Annotated in this window: 10 protein-coding genes; 4 read left to right on the top strand and 6 right to left on the bottom strand. The window is 64.3% G+C overall.

Annotated elements, in window-relative coordinates:
* The first annotated feature begins 5 nt into the window (after positions 1 to 5).
* On the top strand, positions 6 to 2,846 hold the full coding sequence (locus ABIB00_RS33530; protein WP_354107306.1) for an ATP-binding protein: 2,841 nt from the start codon (positions 6 to 8) through the stop codon (positions 2,844 to 2,846).
* A 29-nt stretch (positions 2,847 to 2,875) separates the two neighbouring features.
* Here the strand turns inward: ABIB00_RS33530 and msrA are convergent, their stop codons facing one another.
* From msrA to ABIB00_RS33500, 6 genes are all read right to left on the bottom strand, one after another.
* Positions 2,876 to 3,391: a peptide-methionine (S)-S-oxide reductase MsrA gene (gene msrA, locus ABIB00_RS33525; RefSeq protein WP_247353513.1), complete on the bottom strand. Its 516-nt coding sequence runs from the start codon at positions 3,389 to 3,391 to the stop codon at positions 2,876 to 2,878.
* Between the two features lie 171 nt (positions 3,392 to 3,562).
* The gene (locus ABIB00_RS33520) at positions 3,563 to 3,985 is read right to left on the bottom strand and encodes an OsmC family protein (protein ID WP_354045322.1); all 423 of its coding nucleotides are present in this window, start codon (positions 3,983 to 3,985) and stop codon (positions 3,563 to 3,565) included.
* Positions 3,986 to 4,191: 206 nt separating this feature from the next.
* Complete coding sequence (locus tag ABIB00_RS33515) at positions 4,192 to 5,040, bottom strand: enoyl-CoA hydratase/isomerase family protein (RefSeq protein ID WP_354107305.1); 849 nt, start codon at positions 5,038 to 5,040, stop codon at positions 4,192 to 4,194.
* A gap of 60 nt (positions 5,041 to 5,100) precedes the next feature.
* Complete coding sequence (locus tag ABIB00_RS33510; protein WP_354107304.1) at positions 5,101 to 6,414, bottom strand: epoxide hydrolase family protein; 1,314 nt, start codon at positions 6,412 to 6,414, stop codon at positions 5,101 to 5,103.
* A gap of 252 nt (positions 6,415 to 6,666) precedes the next feature.
* Positions 6,667 to 7,356 carry a VOC family protein gene (locus ABIB00_RS33505; RefSeq protein WP_354107303.1) on the bottom strand — a complete coding sequence of 230 codons (690 nt, stop codon included), beginning with the start codon at positions 7,354 to 7,356 and terminating at the stop codon, positions 6,667 to 6,669.
* Between the two features lie 34 nt (positions 7,357 to 7,390).
* On the bottom strand, positions 7,391 to 8,059 hold the full coding sequence (locus ABIB00_RS33500; protein ID WP_354107302.1) for a sensor histidine kinase: 669 nt from the start codon (positions 8,057 to 8,059) through the stop codon (positions 7,391 to 7,393).
* Positions 8,060 to 8,388: 329 nt separating this feature from the next.
* Between ABIB00_RS33500 and ABIB00_RS33495 the strand changes: the two genes are divergently transcribed.
* The 3 genes from ABIB00_RS33495 (at position 8,389) to ABIB00_RS33485 (ending at position 12,944) form a co-directional block, all read left to right on the top strand.
* Positions 8,389 to 11,232 carry an ATP-binding protein gene (locus ABIB00_RS33495; protein ID WP_354107301.1) on the top strand — a complete coding sequence of 948 codons (2,844 nt, stop codon included), beginning with the start codon at positions 8,389 to 8,391 and terminating at the stop codon, positions 11,230 to 11,232.
* A 118-nt stretch (positions 11,233 to 11,350) separates the two neighbouring features.
* On the top strand, positions 11,351 to 12,058 hold the full coding sequence (locus ABIB00_RS33490) for a hypothetical protein (protein WP_247353524.1): 708 nt from the start codon (positions 11,351 to 11,353) through the stop codon (positions 12,056 to 12,058).
* Positions 12,059 to 12,242: 184 nt separating this feature from the next.
* The gene (locus tag ABIB00_RS33485; protein WP_354107300.1) at positions 12,243 to 12,944 is read left to right on the top strand and encodes a type 1 glutamine amidotransferase domain-containing protein; all 702 of its coding nucleotides are present in this window, start codon (positions 12,243 to 12,245) and stop codon (positions 12,942 to 12,944) included.
* Positions 12,945 to 13,072: the final 128 nt, after the last annotated feature.

Raw genomic sequence — 13,072 nt, 5'->3', positions numbered from 1 at the left:
GGCGCGTGCCAGATCGTAACGAAGACTCGGCCATTTCCTTTGGGCCATTTCGACTGTTTCCGAAGTCCCGGCTCTTGGAGAAGGAGGGCTCGCCGCTTCATGTCGGCGGCCGCGCGCTCGACATTCTGATCTTCCTTGCCGGACGCCCAGGTGAAGTCGTCGACAAGAGAGAGCTGGTCAAGCGCATTTGGGCTGACGTCAATGTCGACGAGGGCAGCCTGCGCTTCCATATCGCGGCGCTGCGCAAGGCGCTCGGCGACACCGGCAAGTCGGCCCGTTATGTCGTCAATGTGCCCGGCCGTGGCTATTGCTTTGTCGCCTCGTTCGCTCAACCAGCCCCGCCGGCCGCCCCTCCCCCGGCCGAAATCGCTGCTCCCCGCTCTCTGCCTGCTCAGCTTACCAAGATGGTCGGCCGGGAAGACGTCATCGAGAAAATCTCGAACGGACTTTCGCTCTATCGCTTCATGACCGTGGTCGGTCCGGGCGGCATCGGCAAGACCGCGGTCGCCGTCACCGTCGGGCATCGCCGCTCCCAGGATTTCGGCGGACGTGTCTTCTTTGTCGATTTCGGCCCGCTGAGGGATGCCAGCCACATCGCTACCACCATTGCTTCGGCGCTCGGACTGACCATCAGTGCGGAGGATCCGACGCCGGCGCTGCTGACATTTCTGAAGACCAGCCCGGCCCTGCTGATCTTCGACAGTTGCGAACATGTGCTGGATAATCTGGCGCCGCTGGTCGAGCGCATCGTTCGCGAGGCGCCGCCGCTTCGTGTTCTCGCAACCAGCCGCGAATCGTTCCGGAGCGAAGGCGAGCGGATTTTCCGGCTATTCCCGCTGGATTGTCCGCCCGAGCGCGAAGGGCTTGCTGTCGCCGAGGTGCTTGCCTATCCCGCCGCTCAACTCTTCGTGGAGCGTATCGCGCAGAGTTCGGGTCCGTTCCAGCTCAGCGCAGAAGAGGCGCCCCTCGTCGCAAACATCTGCCGGCGTCTCGACGGCATCGCGCTGGCGATCGAGCTCGCGGCGGGCCGCGTCAATGCTTACGGCATCGCCGGCACGGCATCCCTGCTCGACAGCCGCTTTTCGCTGCAATGGCGCGGGCGGCGCACCGCCGTGCCGCGGCACCAGACCCTCGCCGCGGCTCTCGACTGGAGCTACGATCTTCTGCCCGCTGCGGAGAGCGCTACGCTACGACGCCTGTCGGTCTTCGCTGGACCTTTCGCGCCGGAGGCGGCTGCCGCCGTCGCGTCCGGTGACGGCGTCACCGCATCGGAGACTCTCGAAGCGATCGACAGCCTGGTGACCAAGTCGCTGATCTCGCCGTCCGGCTCGCGGACGCTGCGTTATCGCCTGCTCGACACCACGCGCACCTATGCGCACGGAAAACTCAACGAGCTCGGCGAAACCAGGCAGTTCGCGCGCCGCCACGCCGAACATTTTCGCGATTTCTTCGGGCGCGCGGAGGCCGACAATTCGACGCCGCTGCCCGAATGGCTGAGCATCTATGGCGCGGAGCTGGATAATGTGCGCGCGGCGTTGGATTGGGCCTTCGGGCCCGACGGCGAGGCGACACTCGGTATCGCGCTGACGGCGGCCGCGGTCACGCTGTGGGTGCGTCTTTCGTTGTTCGCCGAATGCCGTGAGCGCAGCAGAACGGCGCTCGCAGCGCTCGGAGACACCGCCGAGGACAACCGCATCCGCATGCAGCTCCTGTCGGCGCTCGGCTGGTCGCTGATGTATGGCGAGGGCCGCGCGCGCGAGGCGCGGCCGATCCTCGAGACGACCCTCGAGCTGGCCGACAGGCTCGACGACAAGGATTTCCGGCTGCGCGCGCTCTGGGGCTTGTGCATCGACCAGTTCAACAACGGACAGTTCGGCAACGCCCGTACGCTCGCCGATCGCTTTGCGAACGCAGCGGCGAACTCGCCCGACAGGACCGATGTCATGCTGGGCGATCGGCTGACGGCCGTCGCGCTGCACTATCTCGGGGACCAGAACGAGGCACGGCTGCGCATCGACCGGGTCAATGCATCGCTGCATGTGCTGGCGGAGAAGCCGAAAATCTTCCCGCTCGACCTCAGGATATCCACGCAATATTTTCGGGCCCGCATTCTGTGGCTTCAGGGCCTGGCCGATCAGGCCCAGGCTCTCACCGCCAGAAACATCGAGGAAGGCCGCGCCAACGGCCACGCGCTGACCTTCTGTAGCGTGCTGGGACAGGCCGCCTGCCCGATCACGTACTGGGCTGGCGATTTCGACGCCGCGGAGCGTCACGGCACTGAGCTGCTCGAACATACGGATCGCCACGCGATCCGGCTGTGGGGGCTGTGGGCGCGTGCCTTCAACGCCGCGGTTATCGTCAAGCGAGGCGACGTCGCGACGGGACTGCCGATGTTGAGTGAAGAGCTCAATCGCGCCGGCGATGCGCGCTTCCTGCCACGGTTTCTTCCCCTGCTCGGCGAGCTCGCCGCATGCTTTTTGGAGGCCGACCAGGTCGATCGCGGCCTCGACGTGATCGAGGATGTCCTGACCCGCTGCAACAACCGGCAGGAACTCTGGTATCTGCCGGAGCTGACCCGTATCAAGGGTGAATTGATGCTCAGGAGCCCGCGGCACGCAGGGGACGCCGAGGCCCATTTTCGCGAGGCCATGGGCATTGCCGTCCAGCAAGGCGCGCGCTTCTGGGAGCTGCGATGCGCGATCAGCCTCGCGCGAACTATGGTCGGGGCCGGCCAGAGCGCGAACGCTCTGGCCGTTCTCGACAATGTCGGCGGGGCCTTTGCCGAGGGCTCAGACTTCGCCGATATGCGCATCGCGCGCGACCTGATCGCGCAATTGCGAACCTGACCGTACGCGCTGACTGCGCTACGACGGGCTCAGCCTCCCGCAGCCGTCGCGCGCCGCGGCAGCTTCCAGTCGGGCCGGATGAAATGGCAGGTGTAGCCGTCAGGGTAACGTTCGAGATAATCCTGATGCTCCGGCTCGGCTTCCCAGAACTCTCCGGCCGGCGCGACCTCCGTCACCACCTTGCCGGGCCACAAGCCGGACGCCTCGACGTCAGCAATCGCGTCTTCGGCGGTCCGCTTCTGTTCGTCGCTCGTATAAAAGATCGCCGAGCGGTAGCTCGTGCCCAAATCGTTGCCCTGACGGTTGAGCGTGGTCGGATCGTGGATCTGGAAGAAGAACTCCAGCATGGTCCTGAAGCTGGTCTTGGCGGGATCGAAGACGATCTCGATCGCTTCGGCATGGCCTTCATGATTGCGGTAGGTGGCATTCTTCACCGCGCCGCCGGTGTAGCCGACGCGAGTTGAGATCACGCCGGGCTGCCTGCGGATCAGATCCTGCATGCCCCAGAAGCAACCTCCGGCCAAAACTGCGCGTTCCGTTGTCATATCTCCGCTCCCAATTGATCCGTCTGTCCGTTCTGCATCCGTCGCATCCTATGCTTTTGGCGGCCCAGCCGAAAGCCGGGCATTTGTCCATCCGGTTCCTCTCGCGGAGGCCAAAGCTTCGACGAGCTCCGCTTCCCAACCAGAACCAGATGGACATAAATTGAGCGCGCCCTACGTCAGTTTGGCGTCGAGCGTGATCTCGGCGTTGAGCACCTTCGATACCGGACAGTTCTTCTCGGCCTCTCCGGCGATGCGGGCAAAGTCCGCCTCGTTGAGGTTCGGCACTTTTGCGCGCAGCGTCAGGGCCGACTTGCCGATCTTGAAGCCCTTGCCTTCGGGCTCGAGCGTGACCGCGGCTTCTGTCGAGAGTTCGTCCGGCGTGAAGCCGGCGAGCTGCAGGCCGAAGGCCAGAGCCATGGTGAAACAGCCGGCATGGGCTGCCGCGATCAATTCCTCGGGATTGGTGCCCTTCTCGCTCTCGAAGCGGGTCTTGAACGAATAGGGCGTCTCGGCGAGCACGCCGGATTCGCTCGATAGCTGACCAGTGCCATCGCGGCCGGTGCCCTTCCAAACTGCTTTTGCCTTGCGGATCATGTCATCTCTCCTTGCTTGGTTTGGCTCCGGCGCTCCGCACCGGAGGAAGGCGACATTGGCATTACCGCCTGTCGCCTCTCCAACCGGTCGAGCGCCGCAGCGGTTCCGTCACAGCCCCGTTCCGATGGAATCGGAACGGGGCTCTGGATTATTGTTTTGGCACGTTTTCTTGACGCGAACCGGTATCCACTTCGCTCGAAAACGCTTTAGCTGCCGATCTGTCCGACGTGGAAGCCCAGCCTATTCTCGACGTCACCGGCGCGGTGGAAGCCGCGCGACATCAGCGCCTTGATGCGGGTCTGGCTTGCGGGGCGGCCGAGCGAAGCCAGGAACGCGTCCCATTCCGGCTTGATCTCGACATCCGGCGGCAGGCTCGCGACGTCGACGAGACGCTTGGTCTCGGCAATGGCCTCCTTGTCAAAGGACGCGATGCGCATAGCCAGCGCTTCGACGAAGCCGTCGAGCTCGGCATCCGGCAACGACCGGTTCACATAGCCGTAACGTTCGGCGAGATCGCCGTGGATGTCGTCGGCGCCCAGCAGGACTTCGAGCGCGCGGCCACGGCCCATCAGGCGCGGCAGCCGCGCCATCGGCCCGCCGCCAGGCACGAGGCCCGCGCCAACTTCCCATTGCGACAAGATCGCCTTCTGGCGGCTGGCAAAGCGCATGTCGCTCGCGAGCGCCAGCTCGCTGCCGACGCCGGTCGCGCGGCCCCTGATCGAGGCGATCGAGACCACCGGCGCGCGGCTGAGACGCACCAGCATATCAGGCAGTGCCTCGAGGCCGGTCGGCCCGGGCGGGATATTCAAGGAATCCTCCAGCGGCGCGAGGAAGTCGTAATGCGTGATGAAGAAGCCTTCGACGGCGCTGTCGAACACCACGACCTTCACGTCGGGATCGGTCTCGATCTCAGTGATGATGTCGCCCAGCCGCGGGAGCTGCTTCGGGCCGAAAATATTCACAGGCGGCATGTCGAAGGTGACGCGCCAGTACGACGGCAAGCGGCGCTCCAGGCGGATCTCGTCGGTCGTGAAATTTCGTTCGGGACGATTCATGATTGTGATTCCTGATGTTGCGGCAAGCAGGGACGCGCGGAATGCGCGTCCCTGCTTGTTTCAGATCGACTGACGTAGCGGGCGGAACGCGGTGCGCATTTCTGCAGAGAACAGCACGGGCTGCTCCCAGGCCGCGAAGTGGCCGCCCTTGTCGAGGCGGTTGTAGTGCATCAGCTTCGGATAGGCCTTTTCCGTCCAGCTGCGCGGCGCGGCGTAGATCTCGTCCGGGAAGACGCTGACGGCGACCGGGATCTTCACATGCTTCGGCTCGAAGAACACCAGCTTGTTCTCCCAGTACAGTCGCGCCGACGAGACCGCGGTGTTGGTGAGCCAGTAGAGCGTGATGTTGTCGATCACGTCGTCTCGCGACAGCCCTTCCGTCTTGCCGTCGAACACTCGCGCGATCATCGCAGTGCTGCGCGCATCGTGATCGAGCATCCAGGATGCGAGACCTGCCGGCGAATCCACCAGGCCATAGAGCGTCTGGGGCCGGTTCGCCATCTCGATCGCATAGCCGAGACCGTGCTTGTAGAAATCGTCGAGCTGATCGTAAGCATAGCGCTCGTCGGCCGAGAGGTTGGACGGCCGCGATCCGCCGGGCTGAAGCGCTTTGGCGATCTCGTCAGGAACCGTCGCGGGCATGTTCGTGTGAATACCAAGCAACTCCGGCGGCGCGATCACCGCCATCTGCTCTGTGATCGCGTTGCCCCAATCGCCGCCCTGGGCCACGTAGCGGGTGTAGCCAAGGCGCTTCATCAGCACGATCCAGGCGCGCGCGACGCGCTGCGGGTCCCAGCCCAGTTCCGTCGGCTTGCCGGAGAAACCGTGCCCGGGCAGCGAAGGGCTCACCAAATCGAAGGCGTCCGCCGCCTTCGCGCCATGTGCGGTCGGATCGGTGAGCGGGCCGACGATCTTCATCTGCTCGATGATCGAGCCCGGCCAGCCATGCGTGACGATCATCGGCAGCGCATTTTCGTGGCGGGAGCGCACGTGAATGAAGTGGATGTCGACGCCGTCGATCTCGATGACGAATTGCGGCAAGGCGTTCAGCCGCGCTTCCATCTTGCGCCAGTCGTAACCGTCCTGCCAGTAGCGCACGAGCTGCTGCACCGTCGTCAGCTGCACGCCCTGCGACTGGTCGGCGACGATCTCGCGGTCGGGCCAGCGCGTTGCGGCGAGGCGACGACGGAGGTCCAGCAGATCCTCCTCGGGCACGTTGACCTGGAACGGACGGATGGCGCCGCTTGCAGCGGCCTTCGCCGGATGCAGCGGCAGCAAGCTCGATACGCTTGCGGCAACAGCGGTCATCGCGGCCTGCGTCAGCAGTTGACGGCGGTCGGGATTGAGAATGTCGGTGCGTGCTTGGTTAGTCATATTGGATCTCCCTTGCTGTGATCGGTGACGCTGACCGAATTCAAATCGATGCGTCGGTTCGTTGTCCACACAGTGACCCAAGCATCGGCCATTTGCTCGTTATGGATTGTTAGAGAGCGTTAGCCGTTGCGAGTCCGCGCGATGCAAGGCGGGCGAAGACGACGATACGCGCAAGACCAATGCGACACAGCGCGCGACGACCAGGTCATCGCGCGCCGTGTCGGCCAAGCCAGGAGCTACGTTCGCTGCAACTCAGGACGGGAGCGGCTCGCCCGCCTGTTCGCGGACGACATAGTCGGCGTACCAATCGGCCCAGTTCGTGTCCTGCCCGCCGGTCCGCTTTTCGTGCTCGCCATGGGCCGCCGCCGCGCGGCGCAGTGCCGCGGCCAGCGCAGCCTGCGAAGCGAATGTTGTGCCGTCGCCCGCGATGCGTCCGGGCAGGCGCGTGGTGATCTCCTGAAACAGCCAGCCATTGCCGTCGGGATCGCTGAACGCGGCAAATGAGCTGTAGCTGCCGCGCTTCGGGTCAGCACCGTTGACCCGAACGCTGCCGGACAAATATGGCTCGTCGTGGCCGGCGTGAATATCGCCGGCACCGTGGAATGGAGCACTGACCTCGATGCCGCGGTCGAGCAGATCCTGTCGGGCCGCCTCCAGATCGGAGACGATCAGGTACAGGCCCCGCACCGAGCCGGGCGCCGCCGCCGTCACGTTCCTGCCGAAGATCACCGAGCAGGCCGAGCCCGGCGGCGTGAACTGGATCACGCGCCAGTCATCGCTGGAGGCAAAATCGGCGTCCAGTCGCCAGCCGAGACGCGTGTAGAACGCCTTGGCGCGGTCGACATCCGACACGGGGACCACGACCACCTCGAGCCTCATATCAACGCCGCGAGATTCAGAACCCTTGGCCGCGGCGTCGCGTTCGATTTCCCTAGTAGCCATGTTCGAACTCCCTGAGTTGAATTTAAAACGAGCTTCAAGCGGCGATCGGCATCACGATGGTCACGCGTGTGCCGCCCTCTCCGGCCTCGCCGTGCAGGCGGGCGCGGATGCTGCGTGCGAGTCCTTCGAGAATCCGGCTGCCGGTGCCCTGAAGCGGCCCGGTCGCGCCGATTCCATTATCGGCCACCGTGCAGAACCAGGCGCCGTCGCGAACGACCATGTCGATGCGGATCATTGCATCCTTCTTGTTGGTGAAGGCATGCTTTGCCGCATTCGTCACCAGCTCCGTCAGCATCAGCGCGAGCCTATGACATTGCGATGCGGGCAGCGTGCCGCTTGCGATGGCAGCCTCGCAGCGGATGCCCGCCGGCTCCAGCACGGCCTCGGAAATCGCTGCGCACAGGTTTTCGAAGAAGGCCTCGACCGGGATCGCCGTATGCCCGCCATTGTCGGACAAGAGTTGATAGAGCCTGCCGAAGGCGACGATGCGCCGCTCGAGCCGGTCCGCGGCAAGCGACACGTCCCGGGTGCCTGCCCGCGTGAAATCGCGGCGAACTGACGCACCCAGCAGTGTCAGCGTGTTCTTCATCCGATGGTGGGATTCCCGCAGCACCAGTTCCCAGTCACGCGACTGATCCTCAAGACTGGCGACAAATTGAGATTGAACGACATGGTCGTTCGGCCGAGCACCGATAGCGGACATCATAGCCTCCCCGTTGCAAATAGCGCGTAACTCGGAGGCCATACTGGATGCAGTTCGCGCGCTTTGCCCGTTAGACGTTGCAAGTTTTTGTTATGATCGGCGGTACGACGGTCGGACTCCGAACTGTCAGTTCGGCGGCCAAGCACGCTGCCGAATTGTCCCGATCACTTCGCAAATGCTGCGTTTGAGCAAAATTTGCTACGGATTGTCGCGCAACCGGCCAATTGCAGCCGCCACCCGATTTCGCCACTTTCGACCAGTTTACTCAGGGTTCCGTTCTGGTAGATCAAAGTGCGGATGTCAGCCCTTTCACTGGAAATCATTGGCCCGTGCCGGACACTAACGACCAGGATTCGGCCATTGCTTTCGGTCCATTCCGGCTGTTCGCAAAGTCGCGGCTGCTCGAGAAGGACGGCACCCCGATTCACCTCGGCGGCCGTGCGCTCGACATCCTGGTTTTTCTCGCCGAGCGCGCCGGCGAGGTGGTGGACAAGCGGGAGTTGATCAAGCGCATCTGGGCCGACGTGAACGTCGATGAAGGCAGCCTGCGCTTCCACATCACGACGCTGCGCAAGGCGTTGGGCGATGCCGGCGAAGGCGCCCGCTACGTCGTCAACGTCCCCGGACGCGGTTATTGTTTCGCGGCCCCGCTGCTCCGGGCTGCCCCGTTGGAGAGCCGGATCAGCCTGCCCGCGGCTTCACCTCGCTCACTGCCCTCGCCGCTCGCGAAAATGATCGGGCGGAACGATGCGGTCGAGAGAATTTCCGCCGAGCTGGCGCAGCATCGTTTCGTCACCATCGTCGGCCCAGGCGGGATCGGCAAGACCTCGGTCGCACTGGCCGTCGCGCATGGCGAGCTCCCGGCGTTCGACAGCCAGGTGTGTTTCGTCGATTTCGGCGCACTGACGGAGGCCCGGCTCGTTCCCGGAACGATTGCGGCCGCACTGGGCCTGACCGTCAATTCCGACGACCCGAGGCCCGGGCTGCTGACGTTCCTGCGCAGCCGGCGGATGCTGCTGGTCTTCGACAGCTGCGAGCACATCCTCGACGACCTCGCCCCCCTGGCCGAGCGCATCGTGCGGGAAGCGCCCGAGCTGCATATTCTCGCCACCAGCCGCGAATCCTTCCGCACTGAAGGTGAGCGGGTCCATCGGCTGTTTCCGCTGGATTGCCCGCCACAGCGCGACGGACTCGGTATCGCCGATATCCTTGCCTATCCTGCAAGCCAGCTCTTCGTGGAGCGCATCGCCGAGAGCATGGGCGATTTCGAGCTCAGCGAGGAAGATGCGCCGCTCGTTGCCGATATCTGCCGGCGGCTGGACGGCATTGCGCTCGCGATCGAGCTCGCGGCCGGGCGTGTGAACGCCTATGGCATTGCCGGAACAGCCTCGCTGCTGGACAGCCGCTTCTCGCTGCTGTGGCGCGGGCGGCGCACCGCTGTCCCGCGGCACCAGACCCTGAGCGCAGCGCTCGCCTGGAGCTACGATTTGTTGCCGGCAGCCGAAAGCGCAACGCTGCGTGGATTGTCGGTGTTCGTCGGGCCGTTCACCCTGGAAGCCGCGCTTGCGGTCGCCTCCTGTCAGGGCATCGGCGAGCCGGAAGCCGTCGAGGCGGTCTCGAATCTGCTCTCCAAATCGCTGATCGCTACCTCGCCTGCGGAGCGGCGGCTGCGCTATCGCCTGCTGGACACGACGCGCGCCTTCGTCGCGGACAAGCTTGTCGAGAACGGGGAAGCTGGCGGCGCCGCGCGCGGCCACGCCGAATATTACCGCGACTTCCTGCGCGACATTGCGCTCAAATCCACGGGCATGCAGACGGCGGGCGGCTTCCTTCCCTATGCGGACCACCTGCCCAATGTCCGGGCGGCACTGACCTGGAGTTTTTCCGAGGGCGGAGACCGAACGATCGGCGTGGATCTGGCAGCGTCGGCGGCCCAGTTCTTCCTCGAACTGACATTGCTGACGGAGTGCTATCGCTGGACGCAGCAGGCACTTGTCCCTCTCGATACGAATTCGATCGACAGCCGCCATGAAATGACGTTGCAGGCCGCGCTCGGCGTCTCCGCGATGTTCACGCAGGGCAACACCGAAACGGTCCGGTCGGCATTCACGCGCAGTCTCCAGCTTGCCCGGGAGCTCGAGGATTTGCATTGGCAGCTCTGGCTGCTGCGGGGATTGCACATCTACCTGACCAGGGTCGGAGATTTTCACGGCGCGCTCGGGACCGGCGAACAGAGCGAAAGCGTCGCGCGGAAGCTGAACGATTCCGCCAGCACGCTGAACGTCGAATGGATGCTGGGCGTCGCACATCATTTGATCGGCAATCAGGACAAGGCGGTGCAGTTCTGCGAGAGCGCGATGGTGCACAATCCCGGCTCGCAGCGGCTGAATATCGGGCATCTCGGCTATGACGACCGCATTGTCGCACTGGTGGCGCTGGCGCGCGGGCTTTGGCTCACAGGCCGGCCCGATCGTGCGATCGAGGCGGCCAGATACACCGTTCGCGAGGCCGAGTTGCTCGAACAGCCGCTCACTCTCGGTATTTCCCTGATCTGGACGATCTACGTGTTCCTCTGGGTCGGCGACTGGGCCAATGCCGAAATCCTGATCGAGCGGCTGATCGAGCATTCCGCGCGGCACTTCCTCGGCCCCTATCACGCGGTCGGCATCGGCCAGAAGGGTGAGCTGCTGCTTCGCCGCGGCGACGTTGCGGGCGGCATCGAGCACCTTCGCCGCAGCCAGGCCACGCTGTACGCGACGCGACACCGGATCATGACGACGGTGTTTGCGACGGCGCTCGCCGAGGGCCTCGCCTCCCAGAAACAGGCCGGCGAAGCGTTGCAGACGATCAACGAGGCCATCGCCCAGATCCCCGATCACGGCGAATCCTTCGATATGCCGGAGATGCTCAGGATCAAGGGCGACATCCTTGCGCGGTCGGGTAACGCTGCGGAGGCCGAGAGCTATCTGGACAAATCGCTCGATCTGGCGCGGCGGCAAGGCGCGGTCGGCTGGGAGCTCCGCGGAGCGATCAGCCTCGGCCGCCTCTGGGAAGGGGCCGGCAAGGCCGTCGACGCACGCGCCCTGCTCACCCCCCTCGTCGCGCGGTACCAGGAGGGCCTCCAGAGCCGCGATCTGGTCGCCGCAAGGGAGCTCCTGGACGGCCTGAATTGAGAGTATCTTCAACGGGATACCGCAAGAATATCCGCTCGCAACTCCTAACAACTTCTAACACGCCAAGCCGCGTCCGCCCCGCCATGGTGATGGCACTTCATGGTGGATATGGCGGGACATGGCGCTTCTTGACGATGTAATTGATGCCAGCGGCGGTTTGGCCCGCTGGAACAGCTTGAACCGGTTCACGCTCCACCTTTCCGTCAGCGGAACGCTGTTCTCCAACGCAGGACATGCCAGGGAGTTCAAAGACGTGACGGCGGAAGGTTCGACCCGGACGCAATCGGTCCGCTTTACCGGCATCACCGGCGGCGAACACTCCGGATCCTTTCAACCCGATGCGATCACGATCGAGAGCCTGGAGGGTGAGGTGCTGCGGACCTGGCGTAACCCGAGCCTTGCGTTCACCGAGGTCGGCTCGCCTGCGCTTGCGGACGAACTGCACCTCGTCTTCTTCTGCGGCGTCGCGATCTGGAATTATCTGACCAATCCATTCCTGCTCGCCCATCCCGATGTCGTGGTGGAGGAACTGCCACCGTGGCAGGAGAACACGGAGTCATGGCGGCGGCTGCGGGCGCAGTTCCCGCCGAGCCTGATCACGCTCGCGCCCGAGCAGATCTTCTATTTCGACGAGAACGCGTTGCAACGGCGAAACGATCACGATCTGTTCGGGATGAAAGTCGCGCATTACTCCTGGGCTCATGACAGCTTCGGCGGCATCGTGGTGCCGACGCTTCGACGTGCGCAGACGCTGCGGCCCGACGGAACCGTGGTCGCCAAGCCCGTGCTGATGGACGTCGAGATCTTCGACGCCGTCTTCGAGTAGCGGCCCGCGCGACATCTCCAGCTCTCAACGTCTAACAATACATAACGGGCCAACAGCCGGTCTTGAGCGCAGATTGCGGCCGCGAGCAACGAACGACGTGACGTGCTCGGACGAGACCCAGGTCGGCGCATCTCCACCGCAATGGAGTGCGTCATCGCAGCAAACGCACTCAAGGAGAACGGTCATGAAAATATTGATGGTCATCACCTCGCACGACCAGCTCGGCAACACCGGACGCAAGACGGGCTTCTGGCTCGAAGAGCTCGCCGCCCCCTATTTCGTCTTCAAGGATTCCGGGGCCGAGATCACCCTCGCCTCGCCGAAGGGCGGCCGTCCGCCGCTCGACCCCAAGAGCAACGAGCCCGAATTCCGCACCGACCTGACGCTGCGCTTCGAGGCCGACGCCGCGGCGGAAGCGCAGCTCGACAAGACGGTTCGCCTCGACAGCGTCAGGCAGCAAGATTTCGACACCGTCTTTTATCCCGGCGGTCACGGCCCGATGTGGGATCTCGCCGAGGACAAGGACTCGGTCAAGCTCATCGAATCGTTCCTTGCCGCCGGCAAGACAGTCGCAGTCGTGTGCCACTCGACTGGTGCGCTGCGCCACGTCAAGACACCCGACGGCAAGCCATTGGTTCAGGGCAAGGAGGTGACCGGTTTCACCAACGGTGAAGAGGAGGACGTCGGCCTCACTAAGGTGGTGCCGTTTCTGATCGAAGACGAAATGCTGAAGCTCGGCGCCGTCTTCTCGAAAACGGCAAACTGGGGCGTTCACGTCGTCACCGACGGCCTCCTGATCACGGGCCAGAACCCGCACTCCTCGGGTCCGGCCGCGGAAGCCCTGCTCGCCGCGGTGAAGGGCAAGCCGCTGGCGCGCGCCTCGTAAATCCTGGATGCGGCACGTTGCGAGAGGCGCTCGCGATGGCGCCTCTCGATGCCGACGGGCCGGAGGCTCCATATCGCCGTCGCTAGAGTATGGCCCGCACTTGCGACACATCCTCACCTCACATGCCG

Origin of the sequence: Bradyrhizobium sp. LB14.3 (assembly GCF_040547985.1) — a bacterium.
Classification (GTDB): Bacteria; Pseudomonadota; Alphaproteobacteria; order Rhizobiales; family Xanthobacteraceae; genus Bradyrhizobium.
The sequence above is the reverse complement of the archived record's forward strand: the minus strand, read 5'-3'. Positions and strand labels throughout refer to the sequence as shown.

Excerpts from the sequence above, each read along its gene's own strand:
- ABIB00_RS33505 (WP_354107303.1), bottom strand. The coding sequence starts at position 7,356 with ATGGCTACTAGGGAAATCGAACGCGACGCCGCGGCCAAGGGTTCTGAA.
- msrA (WP_247353513.1), bottom strand. The coding sequence starts at position 3,391 with ATGACAACGGAACGCGCAGTTTTGGCCGGAGGTTGCTTCTGGGGCATG.
- ABIB00_RS33490 (WP_247353524.1), top strand. The coding sequence starts at position 11,351 with ATGGCGCTTCTTGACGATGTAATTGATGCCAGCGGCGGTTTGGCCCGC.
- ABIB00_RS33500 (WP_354107302.1), bottom strand. The coding sequence starts at position 8,059 with ATGTCCGCTATCGGTGCTCGGCCGAACGACCATGTCGTTCAATCTCAA.
- ABIB00_RS33485 (WP_354107300.1), top strand. The coding sequence starts at position 12,243 with ATGAAAATATTGATGGTCATCACCTCGCACGACCAGCTCGGCAACACC.
- ABIB00_RS33515 (WP_354107305.1), bottom strand. The coding sequence starts at position 5,040 with ATGAATCGTCCCGAACGAAATTTCACGACCGACGAGATCCGCCTGGAG.
- ABIB00_RS33520 (WP_354045322.1), bottom strand. The coding sequence starts at position 3,985 with ATGATCCGCAAGGCAAAAGCAGTTTGGAAGGGCACCGGCCGCGATGGC.
- ABIB00_RS33510 (WP_354107304.1), bottom strand. The coding sequence starts at position 6,414 with ATGACTAACCAAGCACGCACCGACATTCTCAATCCCGACCGCCGTCAA.